This window comes from Ornithinimicrobium cerasi (genome assembly GCF_003702705.1).
In the GTDB taxonomy this organism is placed as follows: Bacteria; Actinomycetota; Actinomycetes; order Actinomycetales; family Dermatophilaceae; genus Ornithinicoccus; species Ornithinicoccus cerasi.
Genome location: NZ_QZMN01000007.1, coordinates 105,478 through 124,510 on the forward strand (window position 1 = coordinate 105,478; position 19,033 = coordinate 124,510).

15 protein-coding genes are annotated in these 19,033 nt (G+C 72.7%); 6 read left to right on the plus strand and 9 right to left on the minus strand.

Annotated elements, in window-relative coordinates:
• Positions 1–28: 28 nt before the first annotated feature.
• From D4B81_RS09740 to D4B81_RS09750, 3 genes are all read right to left on the minus strand, one after another.
• The gene (locus D4B81_RS09740; RefSeq protein WP_122262279.1) at positions 29–2,707 is read right to left on the minus strand and encodes an MGH1-like glycoside hydrolase domain-containing protein; all 2,679 of its coding nucleotides are present in this window, start codon (positions 2,705–2,707) and stop codon (positions 29–31) included.
• Between the two features lie 32 nt (positions 2,708–2,739).
• Complete coding sequence (gene hflX, locus D4B81_RS09745) at positions 2,740–4,281, minus strand: GTPase HflX (RefSeq protein ID WP_122262281.1); 1,542 nt, start codon at positions 4,279–4,281, stop codon at positions 2,740–2,742.
• A gap of 229 nt (positions 4,282–4,510) precedes the next feature.
• On the minus strand, positions 4,511–5,503 hold the full coding sequence (locus D4B81_RS09750) for a type IV toxin-antitoxin system AbiEi family antitoxin domain-containing protein (protein WP_161965101.1): 993 nt from the start codon (positions 5,501–5,503) through the stop codon (positions 4,511–4,513).
• A gap of 230 nt (positions 5,504–5,733) precedes the next feature.
• On the opposite strand from D4B81_RS09750, the gene D4B81_RS09755 reads away from it, so the two are divergent.
• A complete protein-coding gene (locus D4B81_RS09755) occupies positions 5,734–6,366 on the plus strand; it encodes a class I SAM-dependent methyltransferase (RefSeq protein WP_122262284.1) in 633 nt (210 codons plus the stop codon).
• 15 nt (positions 6,367–6,381) lie between these two features.
• Here the strand turns inward: D4B81_RS09755 and miaA are convergent, their stop codons facing one another.
• A complete protein-coding gene (gene miaA, locus D4B81_RS09760) occupies positions 6,382–7,320 on the minus strand; it encodes a tRNA (adenosine(37)-N6)-dimethylallyltransferase MiaA (protein ID WP_237565925.1) in 939 nt (312 codons plus the stop codon).
• 18 nt (positions 7,321–7,338) lie between these two features.
• Between miaA and D4B81_RS18825 the strand changes: the two genes are divergently transcribed.
• The 4 genes from D4B81_RS18825 (at position 7,339) to D4B81_RS09780 (ending at position 11,964) form a co-directional block, all read left to right on the plus strand.
• The gene (locus D4B81_RS18825) at positions 7,339–7,542 is read left to right on the plus strand and encodes a hypothetical protein (RefSeq protein WP_122262286.1); all 204 of its coding nucleotides are present in this window, start codon (positions 7,339–7,341) and stop codon (positions 7,540–7,542) included.
• Positions 7,543–7,586: 44 nt separating this feature from the next.
• Positions 7,587–8,426, plus strand: a complete 840-nt coding sequence (locus D4B81_RS09770; protein WP_122262473.1) for a pyruvate, water dikinase regulatory protein — start codon at positions 7,587–7,589, stop codon at positions 8,424–8,426.
• Positions 8,427–8,494: 68 nt separating this feature from the next.
• Positions 8,495–11,155, plus strand: a complete 2,661-nt coding sequence (ppdK, locus tag D4B81_RS09775) for a pyruvate, phosphate dikinase (RefSeq protein ID WP_122262288.1) — start codon at positions 8,495–8,497, stop codon at positions 11,153–11,155.
• The gene (locus tag D4B81_RS09780) at positions 11,152–11,964 is read left to right on the plus strand and encodes a (2Fe-2S)-binding protein (RefSeq protein WP_122262290.1); all 813 of its coding nucleotides are present in this window, start codon (positions 11,152–11,154) and stop codon (positions 11,962–11,964) included. The genes ppdK and D4B81_RS09780 overlap by 4 nt, the downstream gene beginning before the upstream one ends.
• A 57-nt stretch (positions 11,965–12,021) precedes the next feature.
• Here the strand turns inward: D4B81_RS09780 and D4B81_RS09785 are convergent, their stop codons facing one another.
• From D4B81_RS09785 to D4B81_RS09800, 4 genes are all read right to left on the minus strand, one after another.
• Complete coding sequence (locus tag D4B81_RS09785; protein WP_122262292.1) at positions 12,022–12,864, minus strand: glycosyltransferase; 843 nt, start codon at positions 12,862–12,864, stop codon at positions 12,022–12,024.
• A complete protein-coding gene (locus tag D4B81_RS09790; protein WP_122262294.1) occupies positions 12,861–13,646 on the minus strand; it encodes a hypothetical protein in 786 nt (261 codons plus the stop codon). Before D4B81_RS09790 ends, D4B81_RS09785 begins: the two co-directional genes overlap by 4 nt.
• Positions 13,647–13,655: 9 nt before the next feature.
• Positions 13,656–15,542, minus strand: coding sequence for a polysaccharide pyruvyl transferase family protein (locus D4B81_RS09795; protein ID WP_122262296.1), 1,887 nt, complete (start codon positions 15,540–15,542; stop codon positions 13,656–13,658).
• Between the two features lie 156 nt (positions 15,543–15,698).
• A complete protein-coding gene (locus tag D4B81_RS09800) occupies positions 15,699–16,907 on the minus strand; it encodes an amidohydrolase (RefSeq protein WP_122262298.1) in 1,209 nt (402 codons plus the stop codon).
• A 341-nt stretch (positions 16,908–17,248) separates the two neighbouring features.
• Here D4B81_RS09800 and D4B81_RS09805 point away from each other — a divergent pair, with 341 nt between their 5' ends.
• Positions 17,249–17,497, plus strand: a complete 249-nt coding sequence (locus tag D4B81_RS09805) for a WhiB family transcriptional regulator (protein WP_075958809.1) — start codon at positions 17,249–17,251, stop codon at positions 17,495–17,497.
• Between the two features lie 15 nt (positions 17,498–17,512).
• On the opposite strand, the gene D4B81_RS09810 is transcribed toward D4B81_RS09805, so the two are convergent.
• Positions 17,513–19,018 (minus strand): sensor histidine kinase, encoded by a 1,506-nt coding sequence (locus D4B81_RS09810; RefSeq protein ID WP_122262300.1) that lies wholly within the window; start codon positions 19,016–19,018, stop codon positions 17,513–17,515.
• Positions 19,019–19,033: the final 15 nt, after the last annotated feature.

The following is a 19,033-nucleotide window of genomic DNA, read 5'->3' on the forward strand; positions in this document are numbered from 1 at the left end:
GGTCAGCGTAGGCGCGCCGCAGTCCCCCTCAGCGGTTGGGTATGCCGTCGGGGGCGCAGATGAAGTGCGCCACCAGGGCGGTCCAACCGGTCTGGTGCGAGGCACCGAGTCCGACGCCGGAGTCGCCGTCGAAGAACTCGCTGAAGGTCGGGTGGGCGTCCCAGAGCGGGCCGGAGGGGTGGTGCTGCGGTGTCGAGGGGCGCCGACCGTCCGGGCCCGGACGGAAGAGTCCGACCAGCCGCTGCTCCACCCGGCTCGCGACCTCCTCGATCGCGACCTCCTCACCCGAGCCGGTGGGGTACTCCACCGGCCGACCCACCCCGGCGCCGCGACCGTAGGTGCGCAGGGCGTCGGTGAGCAGGGCGTTGACCGGCAGCCACACCGGGCCGCGCCAGTTGGAGTTGCCCCCGAACATCCCCGAGTCGGACTCGCCCGGCACGTAGGCCAGGGACAGCTCCGATCCACCGATCCGCACCTGCACCCCGTCGCGGTGGGCGGCCGACAGCGAGCGCAGGCCGCCTGGCGAGAGGAACTCGGCCTCGTCGAGCATCCGCCGCACCACCGCCCGCCACTGGCGGCGATCCACCATGGACAGGGTCCGCAGGGAGTACCCGTCGTGGTTGGTGTGCAGCAGGGCGTCCCCCAGCTCGGGACGACGCCTGGTCCAGCCGTCGAAGAAGTCGGTGAGGTCGGGCAGCTCGTGGACCACCCAGTCCGGGACGATAGCCACCGCCGACAGGGGAAGCAGGCCGACCATCGAGCGCACCGGCATGCGGTGCACGCCACAGTCCTCCGTGGTGAGGACGTCGTGGAAGAACTCGTCCTCCTCGTCCCACAGCCGGGCGTGGCCGCGGCCGAGGTCGTCCATCGCCTGCGCGATGGAGAGGAAGTGCACGAGGAACTTCGTGGCGATCTCGTCCCAGGCCGGGTCCCTGCGCGCCAGCTCCATGGCCATCCGCAGCATCTTCAGGCAGAACAGACCCATCCAGGCGGTGGCGTCGGCCTGCTCGAGCCGCTGCCCGTCCGGCAGGGGGTCGGACCGGTCGAAGAGGCCGATGTTGTCCAGCCCGAGGAAGCCCCCCTCGAAGACGTGGCTGCCGTCGGCGTCCTTGCGGTTGACCCACCACGGGAAGTTCAGCAGCATCTTGAGCACGACCCGCTCCAGGAAGACCCGGTCGCGGGACCCGTCGATGCAGTAGACCTGCCAGGCGGCCCAGGGGTGCACCGGCGGGTTGACGTCGGAGAAGTTCCACTCGTAGGCGGGCAGCTGGCCGTTGGGGTGCATCGACCACTCGCGGCACATGAGGAGCAGCTGCCACTTGGCGAAGGAGGGGTCCACGTGCGCGTAGGCCACGCAGTGGAAGGCCAGGTCCCAGGTGGCGAACCAGGGGTACTCCCACTCGTCCGGCATCGAGATGACCTCGGCGAAGTTGACGTGTCCCCAGTCGCTGTTGCGCTCGGTCCGCTCCGGGGGCGGCGGCGGCTGGCCCGGGTCGCCCGCCAGCCACCGGGTGACGTCGTAGAGGTAGAGCTGCTTGCACCACTGCAGCCCGGCGAAGGCCCGACGGGCGACGAGGGCGTCCTCCGCATCGGTGCCCTCGGGCAGGACGGCGGCGTAGAACTCGTCGGCCTCGGCCCGCCGCAGGGCGAGCAGCTCGTCGGCGTCGGGGGCGTCGGGCGCCGGCGCCTCCCCTTCGGTCAGGCGCAGCCGCACGGTGACGCTCTCCCCCGGGGGGACCGCGTCGAAGACCCACCAGAACGCCATCTTCGTCCCCCGCTCCTCGGGGTTGCAGGCGTCGGGCTGCCCGTGCACCACCGCGCGTCCCACCGAGTCCTTCGGGTATGACGTGTGCTCGGGGGGCACCGCGTCCTCGCCGTAGAGGGCTGCCAGGTTGGTGTCGTTCTCGCAGAACAGGGTTCGCGGTGATCCGTCGGCCGTCACGGTGACCGGGCCCAGCGTGGCGTGCTCGGCCCGGACCACGACGGTGCCGTCCGCGGCCGCCGTGTCGTCGCGCCACAGCACAGGGCGTGAGTCGTCCAGCCCCCAGGACCAGGTGTTGCGGAACCACACCTGCGGCAGCAGGTGCAGCGGCGCCGCCTCCGGCCCGTGGTTGGTCGCGGTGATCTCGACGACAAGGTCCCCCGGCGCGGCCTTGGCGTGGGTGACGACGACGTCGAAGAAGCGGTCCTCGGCGAGCACCCCGGTGTCGGCCAGCTCGTGCTCGGGGTCGCGCACGCCTCGCTCGCCGTTGACGCGCAGCAGCTCCTCGTAGGGGTAGGCAGCCTGCGGGTAGCGGTAGAGCGCGGAGGCGTAGGAGTGGGTGGGCAGCCCCTCCAGGTGCCACCAGTACTCCTTGACGTCCTCACCGTGGTTGCCCTGAGGGTTGGTCAGCCCGAACAACCGCTCCTTGAGCCGGTCGTCCTGCCCGTTCCACATGGCCACGGCGACGTTGAGGTGCCCCTCGAGGTCGCAGAGACCGGCGATCCCGTCCTCGCCCCAGCGGTAGGCGCGCAGGTGCGCGTGGTCGAAGGGGAGGTGTTCCCAGGCGTTGCCGTCGGCGGAGTAGTCCTCGCGGACCGTCCCCCACTGCCGCGCCGAGACGTACGGGCCCCACCGCCGCCAGGGTGCCCTCGAGTCGTCAGCGTCGGCGAGGCGGCCGTGCTCGGCGGTCGTCGGGCCGGGGGGCGCGGGGGTATGGGGATCCACGCGCCTCACCCTGCCACAGCGGTCGGCGAGGCTCAGACCGCGTAGCCGCCCAGGTGCCCGTGCAGGTCCTCGTCGACCTTGGCGCTCATCCGGGTCCCGTCACCGGTGTGCTCCTCGGACAGGACGTCACCCTCCTCGTGCAGGCGGGCGACGAGGTCGCCCCGCGAGTAGGGCACGAGAACGTCGACGAGGATCTGCGGTCGCGGCAGCGCGTCCTCGATCGCGACGAGCAGGTCCCCGATCCCCTCCCCCGTCCGCGCGGACACGACGACCACACGCGGGTAGGCGCGGCGCAACCGGTCCAGCACCTCCTCGTCGGCCAGGTCGGCCTTGTTGACCGCGACGATCTCCGGCACCGCCGGGGCGCCCGCGCGCTTCTCGAACACCTCGGACAGCACCTGGTGAACGGCGTCGACCTGCCCCTCGGGGTCCGGGTGGGACCCGTCGACGACGTGCAGCAGCACGTCCGCGTCGGCCGCCTCCTCCAGGGTCGAGCGGAACGCCTCGACGAGCTGGTGGGGCAGCGAGCGCACGAAGCCGACGGTGTCGGTCAGGGTGTAGACGCGCCCCTCGGCGGACTCGGTCCGCCGCACCGTGGGGTCCAGGGTCGCGAACAGCTGGTTCTGCACGAGCACGCCCGCACCGGTGAGCCGGTTGAGGATCGAGGACTTGCCCGCGTTGGTGTAGCCGACGATGGCCACGCTGGGCACCTTGTTGTCCTTGCGCGAGGACCGCTTGGTGTCGCGGACGGTCTTCATCGCCTTGATGTCGCGGCGCAGCTTGGCGATGCGGGTGTTGATGCGCCGCCGGTCGAGCTCGATCTTGGTCTCACCGGGGCCGCGCGAGCCGATGCCCTCACCGCCGGCCACCCGTCCACCGGCCTGCCGGGACATGGACTCGCCCCAGCCGCGCAGCCGCGGGAGGAGGTACTGCAGCTGGGCCAGCTCGACCTGGGCCCGTCCCTCGCGGCTCTTGGCGTGCTGGGCGAAGATGTCGAGGATGAGCGCGGTCCGGTCGATCACCTTGACCTTGACGATGTCCTCCAGCGCGCGGCGCTGGGACGGCCCGAGCTCACCGTCGCAGACGACGGTGTCCGCGCCCTCGGCGGCGACGATGTCGCGCAGCTCCTTGGCCTTGCCCGAACCGAGCCAGGTGGCCGGGTCCGGCTTGAGGCGCCGCTGCATCACGCCCTCGAGCACCGTCGAGCCGGCCGTCTCGGCCAGCGCGGCCAGCTCGCGGAGCGAGTTCTCGGCGTCCTCGGCGGTGGTACGACCGTTGTCCTCCCAGACGGAGGCGAGCACGACCCGTTCCAGCCGCAGCTGGCGGTACTCGACCTCGGTGACGTCCTCGAGCTCGGTCGAGAGGCCCTGCACACGGCGCAGCGCCGCGCGCTCCTCGCGGTCGAGCTGGTCACCGTCGTAGCCCTCGTCCCCGTCCTCCCCCCAGCTGCCCCAGTCGTCGCCCCGCAGCTCGATGTCGCGGTCGTCGACGAGGGCCTCGGCCCGGCGCTCCAGCACGGACGCCCGGCGGGCGCGCTCGGCGGTGGTGGGGTTCTCCTGCGGCGTGGCGGTCATGCAGTCCTTCGGTCGGTGGGTCCCGGGGTATGCCGTCCCCGGCGTCTCCCCAGGGTCTCACCCTTCAACGCGCGGGGCGAGTGATTTCTGCCCCACGCCCGTCCCCGTGCCGCTCGCACTCCTGTCCTGTGAGCGCCACCTCTCGACCTCTACAGAACGACGGGGGTGACGAGAGGGCGACAGCAGTCGCCCAGCAGAGACGCAGGGGACCCGGGTCCCCTCCAGGTGGTCACCGAGCGGCCCGGGTCGCGGCTGACCGGATCCGTTGGCGCACAGCCTCCGGGTTGCTGAGGTCGTGCTGCTCCACTCGCACGACGGGGTGGCCCAGAGCCTCGATCGCCTGGTGACGGCGCCTCTCGGAACGGACGGCCGCGTGGTCCGCAGAACCGTCGACCCGCACGTACTTCACGGCACCGTCGGCCTCGACCACGACGCCGAGGTCGGGGAGCCAGAAGTCGACCCGCGCGACGAACTCCCCCGCCCTGGTGCGCAGGACGTGCTGCGCGACGACCCGGTAGCCCAGCCCCAGGAGCAGCAGCCTGACCTGCGACTCCAGCGGCGACTCGCACAAGGGGTCCGCCGCGTCCACCACCCGCCTGAGCAGACGCAGCCTCGGTCGGCGGGGCAGCCGCTCCAGCCATCCGCGCGCCTCGTCCACGGTGGTGAGGCGTCGGTGCAGCGCGGCGTCCAGCGCCGTCACGCCGGCCACCCAACCGTGCAGCTCCGCCACCCCGAGCGCGGCCAGCACCGGCAGCACCGCCCAGGCCATGCCAGCGGCAGATCGAGAACCGTCCTCTCGCGGTTCGACGTGCTCGGCGCCCTCGCCGTACGTCTCGTGCACGACGAAGCCCCTACCGGATCGACCCTGCCCTTCCTGCCGACGTGCCAGGTGCACGCGCTCCGGTGGCGGCGCGAGCAGCGGCAGGCCGTGGAAGGCCGCCGCGGTGGTGTGACTGACCACCGACCGACCCTCCAGGGCGACCACGTGGGCAGCTCCCCGCAGGACGTGCCTCGCCTCGGAGGACGCGGCGTCCCAGACCTCGGTGAGGACGTACGTGCCCCGGAACACGCGGACCAGCACCCCTGACCGCACCCACCTCGCCATCTCCTCGGCCGCGATGCCCGCACCGTCCGCGGCCGCCAGAGTCATGATCCCGTGCGGCTGGCGTCCGGCCAGCACCCGCAGCTCGTCCGGCACCGTCCGTCGCGACGTCCCCACCATGGTCGCCAACTGTGCCCGTCGGCGGCCGGTCGGCGCCGTCGCCGGGGCTCGCCCCTGTGGATGACGGAGGGGACCGTCCACCGCTGTCGCTCTCCGACCGCTCCTGTCCTGCTGCGGACGCACAGGACCATCGCGAACACGACAGGAGTGGGAGGTGGCAGCGCGGAGCGCGGGCCACGGCCGGACGAGCCTGGCTCAGTCACGGCGCACCGCCCTACACTGGCCGCGCCATGGCACAGAGCCCGGAGGACCACTACTTCAGCGCGCAGCCCGCCTCGGACGGCGAGCTGCGCACCCTCGACGTCCGGCTGGCCGGGCGCGACGTCGAGGTCGTCACAGCGGGCGGCATCTTCTCCCCCGACGGCGTCGACAAGGGCACGCGAGTCCTGCTCGAGGAGGCACCGCAGCCGCCCCCGGCCGGCACCTTCCTCGACCTCGGCTGCGGGTGGGGGCCGCTGGCGCTGACGCTGGCCCTCGGCTCGCCGGCCGCGACGGTGCACGCGGTGGACGTCAACCAGCGCGCCCTCGACCTGTGCCGCCGCAACGCCGCGTCGCTCGGCTGCGACAACGTCCGGGTGTCCGTCCCGAAGGAGGTGGCGGACGGCACCCGGTTCGACCTGATCTGGTCGAACCCGCCGATCCGGGTCGGCAAGGCGGTCCTCCACGGGATGCTGACCACCTGGCTGCCCCGGCTGGCGCCCGGCCCGGACAGCGCCGCCCACCTCGTCGTGCAGAAGAACCTCGGCTCCGACTCCCTCCAGACCTGGCTCGCCCGCACCCTGCCCGACCTCATGGGGCCGGTCGTGGTCACCCGGGCCGCCAGCAGCAAGGGCTTCCGGGTGCTCCGTGTCACGCGCGGCTGACCGGGCGCCTGCCGTTCACCCCGCCGCGTCGGCCACCACCGCGAGGGCCCGCTCGACCAGGTCGGAGGCGTCGTGCTCCAGCCAGACCACCCGCGGGTCGGGGCCGAACCACCGCTCCTGCCGCCGGGCGAGGCGCCTCGTCGCCACCACGGTGTCGGCCACCGCTTCTTCCTGGGTCAGCCCGCCGTCGAGCTGGCGCAGGGCCTGGGCGTAGCCCACCGCGCGCGAGGCCGTCCGCCCCTCGCGCAGCCCCTCAGCCTCCAGCCCGCGCACCTCGTCCAGCAACCCGTCGCGCCACATGCCCTCCGTCCGGGCCGCGATCCTGGCGTCCAGCACCGTCCGGTCGGCGCGCAGCCCCACCGTCACCGTCGGGACCACGTGCTCGCGGGTCGGCAGGGTGGCGCTGAACGGTCTCCCGGTCAGCTCGATGACCTCCAGCGCCCGCACCACCCGGCGTCCGTTGCGCGGCTCGATCCCCGCCGCGGCGACGGGGTCGCGCTCCTGCAGCTGGGCATACAGGCGTTCCACCCCCGCCCGGGCCAGCTCGGCCTCCCAGGCCGCCCGCACGCCCGGGTCGGTCGGCGGGATCTCCAGCCGGTCCAGCAGCGCCCGGACGTACAGCCCCGACCCGCCCACCACCACCGGCACCGCCCCCCGGGCGCGGACCGCGGCCAGGTCGGCACGCGCCGACGCCTGGTATGCCGCGACGCTCGCCTCCTCGCGCACCGTCAGGACGTCCAGCTGGTGGTGCCGCACCCCCTGCCGCTCGTCGGGGGTGAGCTTGGCGGTGCCGACGTCCATCCCGCGGTACAGCTGGGACGCGTCGGCGTTGACGACCTCCCCGCCGAGGCGCAGGGCCAGGGCGACGCCCAGGTCGGACTTCCCGGTGGCCGTCGCCCCGACCACCGCGACGACCGCGGGCAGCCCGTCCCCGGTTGGCAGGTCGGCGCGCACTCGGGCAGTGTGGCAGCCATGAGCGAGACGACCAACACCCCCGAGCCCGACGACGAGCAGGGCACCTTCGTGGGCGGGAGCTTCGGGCCGCCCGACACCGAGGACCCGGCCACCACCGCCGCAGCCCCCGAGGCCCAGGAGCAGACCGGGATGGAGCTGGCCGGCGGCGTCGAGGACGCGTCCGGCGAGCCCGCGCCCGGGGAGCGCAACGAGCCCGTCTGATCGGAGCCCCGCACGCGGTGCCGGGCACGGCATACCCTGACCGCATGCCGGACACCCCCATCGAGGTCCACATCATCGCGGACTCGACCGGCGACACCGCCGCACGCGTCGCCCGCGCCGCCGCCGCCCAGTACGTCGGGTACGACGTCCGGATCATCCGTCACCCCCGGCAGAGCACCCCGGACGGGCTGCACGACGCGTTCGCGCGCATGCACCCCGACCGGGCCCGCACCGTGGTCTTCTCGACCGTCGTCGACGAGGGCCTGCGACACCTCGTCGCGCAGCTGTGCCTGGAGCGCGGCCTGCCCCACGCCGACCTGCTCGACCCGGCGGTCAACGCGCTGCGCGAGGCGACCGGGCAGGACCCCTCCCGCGTGGTCACCCCGGTCGGCGTCAGCGAGGACTACTTCAAGCGGGTGCAGGCGATGGAGTTCTCGATCGCCAACGACGACGGCAACCTCTCCAACCACCTGCGGGAGGCGGACATCGTGCTCATCGGGGTGAGCCGGTCCGGCAAGACGCCGCTGGCGATGTACCTCGGCTACCTGGGGTACAAGACCGCCAACATCCCGCTGGTCCCGGGCGTCCCCGTGACCCCCGAGCTGCGCGACGTGCAGCGGTGGAAGATCGTGGGGCTGACGATCGACCCGGAGCGGCTGGTGCAGATCCGCACCCGCCGCGTGCGCGCCATGGGCTCCCGAGCCGTCCAGCGCGACGGTTACACCGACATCGTCACGATCTTCGACGAGCTGGACCAGGTCTCGGGGATCCAGCGCAGCCTCGGCTGCCCCGTCATCGACACCACGGAGCTGGCCCTCGAGGAGGCCGCCGGACGGGTCATCGAGGTGGTCCAACGGCGCCGGGAGGCGGCCTCGGGGCGCTGACCGGCAGGCGCTAGGGTCAGGACCATGGCGCGGCGCCGGGGCCGCGAGGAGACTCTGAGGAGCGCAGCATGAGCGAGAGCACCACGGTGAGATACCTCTACGACATGTCGGAGGGTGACGCCAGCATGCGCACCGTCCTGGGCGGCAAGGGCGCCAACCTCGCGGAGATGAAGCGCCTCGGCATCCCCGTCCCGGACGGCTTCACGGTGAGCACCGCGGCCTGCGTCGCGACGATGGGCAACCACGGCGAGTGGCCCGCCTCGCTCTGGGACGACACGCTCGAGGCCCTGGCCCGCCTGGAGGAGCGCACCGGTCGCACCCTCGGCGGGGCCACCAGGCCGCTGCTCCTGTCCGTGCGCTCCGGCGCCGTGCACTCGATGCCCGGCATGATGGACACCATCCTCAACCTCGGTATCGGGGACGAGACCGTCGAGTCGCTCGGGGCCGAGTCCGAGAACCCGCGCTTCGCCTGGGACTCCTACCGCCGCTTCCTGCAGATGTACGGCGACGTCGTGGAGGGGGTGCCGCCGCACGTCTACGAGGACGAGCTGACCAGCCTCAAGAAGCGCCGCGGGGTGGAGCAGGACACCGACCTGACGACCGAGGACCTCAAGGAGCTGGTGGCGACCTTCAAGGAGGTCTCGCGCCGCGAGCTGGGGCGTGACCTGCCCAGCGATCCCCGCGAGCAGCTGCGCGGGGCGATCGACGCCGTGTTCAAGTCGTGGGACACCCCCCGCGCCCGGGTCTACCGCAAGGCCAACGGCATACCCGACGACCTGGGGACGGCCGTCAACGTCATGCAGATGGTGTTCGGCAACCGTGGCGAGACCTCCGCCACCGGCGTGTGCTTCACCCGCAACCCCTCGACCGGCGGCAAGGAGCTCTACGGCGAGTTCCTCGTCAACGCCCAGGGCGAGGACGTCGTCGCCGGGATCCGCACGCCGCGGGAGCTCTCGGAGATGGAGGAGGTGCTCCCGCAGGCCTACGGCGAGCTCATCCGCACGATGCACGAGCTCGAGGCGCACTACAAGGACATGCAGGACATCGAGTTCACCGTCGAGGAGGGCACCCTCTACCTCCTGCAGACGCGCAGCGGCAAGCGCACCGCGGCGGCCGCGCTGAAGGTCGCCCGCGACATGGTCGAGGAGGGGGTGCTCACGCGGGAGGAGGCCCTGCGTCGCGTCGAGCCCGCGCAGCTGGACCAGCTGCTCCACCCGGCCATCGACCCCGACCACGACCGGACCCCGCTGACCAGGGGCCTGCCCGCCTCCCCCGGGGCTGCGGTCGGCGCCGTCGTCTTCGACGCGGACACCGCCGCCGAGCGCGGACAGACCGAGCCGGTCGTCCTGGTCCGCTACGAGACGACGCCCGACGACATCCACGGCGTGATCGTGGCCAAGGGCGTGCTGACCGCGCACGGCGGGATGACCTCCCACGCGGCCGTCGTCGCCCGCGGCATGGGCCGCCCGTGCGTGGCCGGGGCCCAGGGCATCCGTATCAACACGGCCGAGAAGACGCTGACCATCGGCGCCAGGGTGTTCGGCGAGGGCGACGTCATCACCCTCGACGGGACGACCGGCGACGTCTACGGCGAGGCCCTCGAGCTGGTGCCGCCGCAGGTCAACGAGGACTTCGGCGCCATCGTGGGCTGGGCGGACGAGATCCGCCGCCTGGGCGTGCGCGCCAACGCCGACACCGGCGAGGACGCCGCGAAGGCGCGTGAGCTCGGCGCCGAGGGCATCGGGCTGTGCCGCACGGAGCACATGTTCATGGCGGCCGACCGGCTGCCGGCCGTCCGGGAGATGATCCTGGCCGGATCCGACGAGGAGCGCGCGGAGGCCCTGGAGAAGATCCTGCCCATGCAGCAGGAGGACTTCGAGGGGATCTTCTCGGCGATGAAGGGGCTCCCGGTCACGGTGCGTCTCCTCGACCCCCCGTTGCACGAGTTTCTCCCGGACCTCGTGGAGCAGTCGCTGCTGGTCCAGCGTCTCGACCTGACCGGTGGGGACGCCGACGAGCTGTCCGAGGCCCGCACCCTGCTGTCCCAGGTCAAGCGCCTGCACGAGCAGAACCCGATGCTGGGCACGCGCGGCTGCCGGCTGGCCATGCTCTACCCCGAGATCCCCGAGATGCAGACGCGAGCCATCGTCCGGGCGGCGCTGGCGGTCAAGGAGCGCGAGGGCGAGACCGCGACCGTGGAGATCATGATCCCGCTCGTCGCCTACGCCAGGGAGCTGCAGGTGCAGCGGCAGATCGTCGAGCAGACGGTCGCGGACGAGCTCGAGGCCGCGGGTGAGCAGATGGAGGTCCACGTCGGCACGATGATCGAGCTGCCGCGCGCGGCCATCGTCGCCGACCAGATCGCCGAGCACGCCGACTTCTTCTCCTTCGGCACCAACGACCTGACGCAGACCGGGATCGGCATCAGCCGCGACGACGCCGAGGGCGGGTTCCTCTCCGCCTACGTCTCCGACGAGGTCATCCCCCACAACCCGTTCGAGTCGATCGACAAGGACGGGGTCGGTGGCCTGGTGCAGATCGGCGCCGAGCGGGGCCGTTCCGCCAAGCCCGGTCTGAAGCTGGGTGTCTGCGGCGAGCACGGCGGCGACCCGGCCTCGATCGAGCTGTTCGACGCGCTGGGGCTCGACTACGTCTCCTGCTCCCCGTTCCGGGTGCCGATCGCCCGCTTCGCCGCGGCCCGGTCCGTCCTGGACGCCCAGGGGTCGTGACGCAGGCGCTCCCGGCCGGGGGTCCGAAGGCGCTCTACGCGGACCTCGCCTCCCTCGGCGGCTTCTTCGTGCTCGCAGCACCGCCGCCGCCGGCCTCGGACGCGGTGCCCTGGGCCGAGGTGCTCTCCCCCGCCGCGCTCACGGCGCGGTTCGCCGCCGTCCGCACCGCGCTGGCCGGGAGCACCGGGTTGGCCGAGGATGCCGTCGACCTCAAGGTCGCGGTCTCGGCGACCCAGGTGGGCCTCGCCTCACGGCTGTGGTCGGTGGCGCTGGCCGCGGCGGTCCTGCACCGCTGGGTCCCCGACCTGTCGGCCTCCTCGGTCGTCGCCAGCCCGGTCCACCGGGGCGGCGTGCCGCTGGGGCTGGCCCGTCCCGGGGCGGGGTATGCCGTCGCCGACCTCGGTCATGCCGTCACCGTCCTCGCGCACACGGTCGTGGACAGCTCGCTGGCCGGGCTGCACCTGGCCTGCGCCGCCGTGGGCCGCACGCCGACGCGCGTGCTCGTGAGCAACAGCACATCCGCCCTGGTCGGGGCGGCCAGGGTGCTGTCGGGGCACCGTCCCGACGCCGCCGCGGACGCCTGGACCCTGGTGCGGCTCCTGCTCGACCACCCTGCCGTCGCGTCCGGCGGCAGCATGGTGCCGAGGTCCGACCTCGACGAGCGGGTGGGTGGTGCGATGGAGCACGCCGACGAGGCCTTCCTGCGCACCGGGTGCTGCGTGTTCTACCGGCTCCCGGGGCACGGCCTGTGCCCCGACTGCGTCCTCGCGCCGGACCGGCCCCAGGACGTCACCGGCCCCGACCACTGACCCTCTCGGGTCACCTGGGCCTCCCCCCGGGACCGACGGTCCGGGTCCGGAGCCTCCTCAGGCGGGAGGCTGGGTCGGGGGCCGCTGCTCACCCGGGTCCACGGCACGCGCGTGCCCGCGCCGGCGCAGCGCCTCGTCGAGGGTGGTGCGGTCGGTGGCGAAGCGGACGAGCTGCTCCCGCCCGCCGATGCTGCGCCGGTGGCGCAGCGCGAACGCGACCCGGGCCGGGGCGGCCCAGGGACTGAAGACGTGGTTGAGCACCACGGCGCGGGCGTGCAGGTCGGCGCCGCCCCACCGGCTCCCGGAGCTGGTCGGCGGGTGCACCCCGAAGACGTAGGGGACGGCATACCCTCGGAGTCCCGCGCGGAGCAGCTCGGCGATGAAGAGGTACTCGTCACCGAGGTAGGTCTCCACCCCGGCCCCGAAGCGCTCGTCGAAGCGCAGCCCCGTCTGCCGCACCTGCGCGACGTCGACGAGCATCTCGTAGGTCGCCGCCTTGGCGGAGTTGGTCCGGGTGAGACGGGTGGGCCGGTCGGAGCGGTACCGCTTGCGGAGGCGCCCCTCCGGGTCGACGGCCCGGCCCAGCGCGAGGGCGGCACCGCTCCGGCGGAGGTGGTCGACCGCTGCCAGCACCCCGTCGGTGCGGATCTCGACGTCGTCGTCGCAGAAGAGCAGGTAGCGACGACGGCTGTTCTCGATCGCCGCGTTGCGGCTGCGGGCGACCCCCCGCCCGGGGACCGGGACCACCCGGTCGACCCCCTCGGGCACCTGCAGGCCCGCCGTGGGCCCCTGCACGCAGACGAGGACCTCGATCCGCCGCTCCGCGGGCGGGCGGATGTCGGCGACCCGCTCCGCGAGGCTGGAGTAGGCGACGGTGAGCTCGGCGGCCAGCGCCCTCACCTCACCTCCACGAGGTCGGTGCGGGCGGCCGCCCGGGCGAAGCGCATGATGCCCGCGGAGAAGGTGCCGAGCTGGCCGTAGAGGAGGCGCAGGCCGAGGAAGAAGACGATGGCGTCGGTGCTGGCGACCTGTCCGCCGAGGGCCCGGACCAGGACCACGACGAGCACGATCGCCATCCCGACACTCCCCAGCAGCGCACCGAGCTCGGCCACCCGGATCCGACCCCCGACCCGGTCGTTGATCGGCGTCGACCCGGGCTTCGAGCCCATGGCGACGTAGGACTGCTGGCGCACCAGCTCCCTGGCGTAGAGGCTCCCCTGCCAGGCGAGCACGACCACGACGACCAGGGCGTTGACGCCGGCCACCCACGGGTCCAGGAAGGGGAAGAGCAGGCTGAAGGCCAGCACCTGCACGATCGAGACGAGCACCCCGGACAGCTCCAGGGCCAGCGCCCAGTCCCAGCTCTGGCGGCTGGGGCTGCGCGTGGACTCCAGCTGCTCGAAGCGTCGTCGGAAGACCGCGACACGGACGATCCGCACCAGGTGGTGCATGCCCCGGGCGGCCCCGAGCAGCACGAAGAACAGCACGACCAGCCAGGTCAGCGAGTCGTCCCCCTCGCGGAACCGGTCAGGCCCGTCGATGACGAGGTCCGAGAACATCCGGATGACGAGCATCTCGACCACCGGGACGGCAGCCATGACGAGGACCAGCCCGACGACCTCGGCCCGGGCGGCACGCGAGGGGAAGAGGCGGCGCAGGGCGCGGGCCAGGTGACCCAGCACCGTCGTCCCTCAGACGTCCTCGAGGAAGGCCGCGACGCCCTCGCGCACGGCCAGCTCGATGTCGTCGAGGACCGCCGGGGAGATCTGCTCGGTGGCGGTCAGGCTGTCGAGATCCACGCGGCGCAGGTCGAACCCGACGAGCGTGGGCTCGTGCACGGTGGCCAGCCCCACGCCGCGGGAGTAGTCACCGTACTTCACGCCGGTGCCGTGGACGGCGCCCTCCAGACCCTCGAAGCCGATGAGCGCGCACGGTATGCCGTAGCTGTGGCAGGCGATCATCACGTGCATCGCGCTGGTCACGACCGAGTCGTACTGGTTGAGCCTGCGCACGAAGTCCTCGATGTCACCGGGGTGCGACATCTGCACCCCGGTCTCGTCCATGTCCTCGGGCAGGGCCAGCGGGACGTTGGCGTGCTTGAAGTGACGCACCAGCAGACGGCGGCCGTTGGTCGCGCCGCGCTCGACGGGCAGGATCCGCGACAGGAGGGCGCCCGGGTCGCCGAAGGACTCGACGTCCGGACCGCCGCTGTCGCGGAGAAGCTGGGCGGTGACGGGCCCACGGACGGAGATGTAGCGGGCCTTGGGGTCGAGCTCGATGTCGGTGCTGCTCACCCCGGTTCCGACGACGATGGAGCGGGGCATGACGAAGCGGCCGATCGACCCGACGGAGACCAGGTGGGTGGACTGCGTCGGCGCCGTCGGCGGCACGTAGGTCACCGAGCGCCCGGACACCTGGCTCACGACGAGGGGGCTGAGCCAGTCGCCGAAGTTGCCGGGGAACGGGCGGGCCCACCAGGTCAGCCGGACCGGGTCGTGGCTGGTCCCGGGCGCCAGCGTCGCGTAGTGGCCGAACGCGTCGGCGGCCTGCTTGGCCGCGTTCTCCCCCGGGGTCAGGACCCCGCTGGACTGGAGCCGGTCGTAGGCGGCGTAGACGGCCGTGAGGTCACCACGCTGCGAGGCCCCGATCATGTGACGCACGAGCCGGGCGCGCTGGGCGGTGGGGCTGCCGCCCTGACCCACCGCGCCGCCACGGGTCAGCACGTGGGTGAGCCCGAGCTGGTCGGCGATCCGCCGGGCCGGGCGGCGGACGGTGGGGGGCAGGACCCGCTCCACGTTCTTGGCCCCGCGCAGGGCCGCCCGCAGCGGCGTGCGGGGCGCGACGGACGTGGTGCTGCTGCGACCGTCGATGCTCTTGTGCTGCACGACCTTGTGCTTGAACTCCTCGACGTTCCCGCTCGAACCGAAGGAGAAGAAGGGCACCACACCGGACTCGACGTTGGCCTTGCTCAGCACAGCGGCGCTGGGGAGCACCTGGAAGGAGAGTCGTTCCGCGTTGGCCCGCCAGGACTCCTCGAAGAAGTAGTCGTCGGTGGCCTTGATCGTCGCGTCCTGCTCGAAGCGGTGGGCGTCGGCGATGAAACGGCGCGCTGCCGCCGTGATGGCGATGCCGAAGAAGCACGGCTCCCAGAAGCGGGTGCGGTTGGCGTAACCGATCGTCAACGGGCTGCTGAAGCCCCGCTGGAAGCCCACGATGTCAGCCGTGAAGTCGGCCACCGAGGCCGGCAGCGACAGGAGCGAGCAGTCGACGTCGATCCAGAAGACCTTCTTGTCGGGGTGCCGGTCGCAGGCCTCGGCCAGGATGCCGATCTTGCGGCGCGTCATGTCGGCCCAGTCCGCGCCCTCCGGCTTGTGGATCTCCTCGAGCTCGTGGGCGACCCCGAGGCGGTCCAGGGTCGTCCGCAGGGTGGCGGCGTGCCCACGGTAGTAGTCGTCGTCGGTGTAGAAGGAGCACACCACGATGTCGTCGCGCCCGGGGGCGGGAGCGCCGTCGGTCTCGGCCGTCCCGACGACGACCCCGGGGGCCGTGGTCAGGTCACTGTCGGGAGAAGAGGTCATCGGTCTCGAACGCATCCTGGTGGGGGTCGGGGGTGCCCGGTCGGGACGGGACCGGAGGTCGGTTCTCGGCGGGAACCGGGTGAGCGGCGCCCGCCGGGCCGACGACACACTGTAGCGTCACCGCCTCGGACCGGCCGTGACGTCGGCGGCCTGACCTCAGGTCCGCGGTCGCACCGATCCTGTGCCGGAGCCGGTGTCGTAGCTGTAGACCTCCACCCCGTTGATCCAGACGCGGAGCGCGCGGGACCGCAGGTCGAGCGGGTCCCCGGACCACAGCACGACGTCGGCGTCCTTGCCGGGTGTCAGGGACCCCACGCGCCCGTCGACGCCGAGCACCCTGGCGGGGTTGAGGGTCACCGCCCGCAGGGCGGCCTCGCGGTCCATGCCCTCCCGCACCGCGAGGGCCACCTGGGTGATGAGGTACTCGATCGGCACCACCGGGTGGTCCGTGATGATCGACACCGGGACACCGGCGCGGTCGAGGATCCCCGGCGCACGCAGCGAGCGGTCGCGCACCTCGACCTTGGATCGGCTGACGATGAGCGGGCCGTAGAGCACGGGGACGCCGCGCTCGCCCAGGACGTCGGCCAGCAGGTAGCTCTCGGTGCCGTGGTCCAGGACCAGCTCGTAGCCGAACTCGTCGGCCAGTCGCAGCGCGGTGGCGATGTCGTCGGCGCGGTGGCAGTGCTGGCGCCACGGGATCTCGCGGTCCAGCACCTTGCCGAGGATCTCGCTGACCAGGTCTCTGTCCACGGGCGCACCGTCGGCGGCCGCCACCTTGGCCTGGTAGGAGCGGGCCGCGGCGAAGGCGCGCCGCAGGACGAGGGCCACGCCCAGCCGGGTGGACGGCGTCTTCTTCTGGTCGCCGTAGACACGCTTGGGGTTCTCCCCCAGGGCGGCCTTGACCCCCGACGGGTTGCGCAGGACCATCTCGTCGACGTAGCGCCCGTAGGTCTTGAGGGCGACGGCCTGTCCGCCGATCGGGTTGCCCGAGCCGGGGTTGACGTTCACCGTCGTGATGCCGCCCATGAGGGCGTCGTCGAAGCCCTTCTCCCGCGGGTTGATGCCGTCGATGGCGCGGGCCGCCGCCATCACCGGGTCGGTCATCTCGTTGGTGTCCTGACCGGCCCAGCCCTCCCCCTCCTCCCAGACGCCGAGGTGGACGTGGGCGTCGATGAGCCCGGGGAGCACCCACATCCCCGAGGCGTCCACGCGCTCGACGTCGTCGCCGAGGGTGATCTCGTCCGCCGGCCCGACGGCCTCGATCCGTCCGTCGCGCAGCACGACCGTCCCACGCTCCAGCGGGGCTCCGTCGACGGGCACGACGTAGGCGTCGGTGAGGGCAAGAGGAGTGTCCTGGGTCATGCCGCGAGCCTACGCGGGGGCGCGACTGTGACTGACGCCTCACCCCGTGACTGGGACGGTCCGTCGGAGACCCTTGTGCCTCCCGGCTCGCTCTGCGAGCATGGGAACACTGTGCCAGCCCCTCGCGTTGGCACAGGGACGAGTTGTGACGCGCAGACGCGACGCGCCTGGACCAGCGCCGCTGGGACGGACCCAGCCGGGTGGCGCGTCACGGGGCTGTGCGACGCACCTCGGGCATTCTCGGCGACACGACCTGTCGTCACCGCACCGGAGGTTGACTGGCCCCCGGGGACGACGACCACTCTAACCGCCCCGGCGGAGACACTGAGGAGCACCGACTGATGGACTGGCGCGACCGCGCAGCCTGCCTGGACGAGGACCCGGAGCTCTTCTTCCCCATCGGCAACACCGGACCGGCTCTGCAGCAGATCGAGGAGGCCAAGGCCGTCTGCCGCACCTGCCCGGTGATCGACACCTGCCTGAAGTGGGCGCTGGAGACCGGCCAGGACGCCGGGGTCTGGGGAGGGCTGTCCGAGGACGAGCGCCGTGCCCTCAAGCGCCGCAAGGCACGGGCCCGGCGCGCCGGCTAGCGCGACCCCTGGGGCTCAGCTCGACGACCGGAGCCGCACGGTGAACCGCACGACGGTCCCGTGCGGCTCACGTGTCTCCCAGCCGATCTGGCCCCGGAGATCTGAGATGAGGGCCTCGACGATCTGCATACCCAGCCCCGAGCGGTCGGGTCCGCCCGGGTCCGGCAGCCCGGCACCGTTGTCACCGACCGTCACCTCGAGCCGCTCCTCGGCCCCGCTCCGCAGCCGCCTGGCCCCGACGAGGACCCGAGGGGGATCGACCGAGGCCACCTCCAGCGGCGGCCCCTCCTCGAAACCGTGCTCCACCGCGTTGTGCACGAGCTCGGCAAGGATCATCGCGAGGTGGGTCGCGTCCTCCGCGCGGAGCTCGCCGAAGGTGCCGCGAAGCTCGGTCGCCACGACTGTGCGGGTCGCGGCCACCTCCACCGTCGCCCGGAGGATGCGGGTCGCGACCTCGTCGAAGTCCACCTGCTCGGTCAGGCCGTGGCTCAGGGTGTCGTGGACCAGGGCCACGGTGGACAACCGTCGTCCGGCCTCGGCGAGCGCCGCACGGGCGGCAGGGTCGTCGAGCCGGCGGGACTGCAGCCGTAGCAGCGCGGCGACCGTCTGCAGGTTGTTCTTGACGCGGTGGTGGATCTCCCGGATCGTCGCGTCCTTGCTCAGCAGCTCTCGTTCGCGACGCCGGATCTCGCTGACGTCCCGGAGCAGCAGGAGCGCCCCCACCCGGCCCCCGGCCTGGACCAGCGGGACCGAGCGGAGCGTGAGGTTGATGCCACCCGTCTCCAGCTCGGTCCCCCAGGGTGCCCTCCCGGTGAGCACGAGGGGGACGGTCTCGTCCAGGGTCGTGCCCTCGACCAGCCGACCGGTGACGATCTCCGACAGGTCCGCCCCGTTGACCTGGTCCGTGTGGCCCAGCCGGCGCAGGGCGGAGACGGCGTTGGGGCTGGCGTAGTCGATCTTGCCCTCGGCGGTGAGGCGGATCACCCCGTCACCCACCCGCGGGGTGCCGCGTCCGACACCGACGGCCGCTCCCTCCACGGGGAAGGCGCCCTCGGCGATCATCGAGAACAGCTGCTGGCTGATCTGCAGGTAGTTCACCTCCAGACCGCCCTGCTGACGCATGTTCTGCAGGTCCGTGTGCCGGATGAGGACGGCGATGGCACGGCCCTTGCGCACCACCGGGACGTACTGCTCCCGCACGTAGCCCAGGCCGTCGGGGGTCACGGCGCGACCCGTCTCGAAGACCTGGGTCAGCCACCCCTGGCGGGCCGGTTCCGGCGGGCGCCCGACGACGTCGTCGTGGTAGAAGTTGGGCCCGGTCGTCGGGCGTGCGTGGGCGGCGAGGAACCACGGCGAGAGGTCCGGGTCGTCGGTGTCGTCCAGCTGCACGGGCAGCCACAGGGTGAGGTCGGCGAAGGACAGGTCGGCGACCATCTGCCAGTCACCGACCAGCCGGTGCAGCCAGTCGACGTCCGCGGGCGACAACGTGCTCCGCGACAGGGTCTCGCGCAAGGTCGGCACGAGCGCACTCTAACC